Below are 518 nucleotides of genomic sequence, written 5' to 3' on the forward strand. Positions count from 1 at the left end.
GACAGATTGAGCAATGCGCTGCGCCGTAGCTGGCGGAATATCTCCGACCACCGAGATTTCATAATCACCATTCACAAAACTGTGTAAGGTTCTACGGCCTTGACGAACCAGTTGTCCTTTTAATGAATGCTCATCTTTGTTTGCCACGTAAACAGAGAAGTTGAACAAGCCATCAGAATACAACTGACTTTCTACCATTTGGTCTGTTGATGCCATACGGTAGCGGTTGAGATCGTTTGGATGAAAACCGTCTGGAGTCCAGCCCACAGTCCAATTGCTCGTGCCAATTTCACCTTTCGGCATTGTAAGCACAGCAGGAAGTTGAACGTCTTCAAGGCCGCTCATCAACTCTGCAATTTTAGGGTTTACTGTGTAAGAGATCGTGCGGTATTGCTCTAGCATCTCGCCATCACGATCGACAAGATCGGCGCGAAGTGGCAATTTGCTCTTTTCGTCAATCCAAAGGACATAGGAATAACGTAGTCCGTCTTTCGGCACAATGCGTAATACCTGAGTTG

At 46.7% G+C, this 518-nt stretch carries 1 protein-coding gene; it reads right to left on the minus strand.

Annotation, left to right across the window (positions count from 1 at the left end; translation table 11 throughout):
• On the minus strand, positions 1–518 hold a 518-nt coding region (locus tag R7Z49_RS27575; protein WP_318112844.1), incomplete at both ends, for a MucB/RseB C-terminal domain-containing protein.

Origin of the sequence: Vibrio sp. 1562 (assembly GCF_033340155.1) — a bacterium.
GTDB lineage: Bacteria > Pseudomonadota > Gammaproteobacteria > Enterobacterales > Vibrionaceae > Vibrio > Vibrio alginolyticus.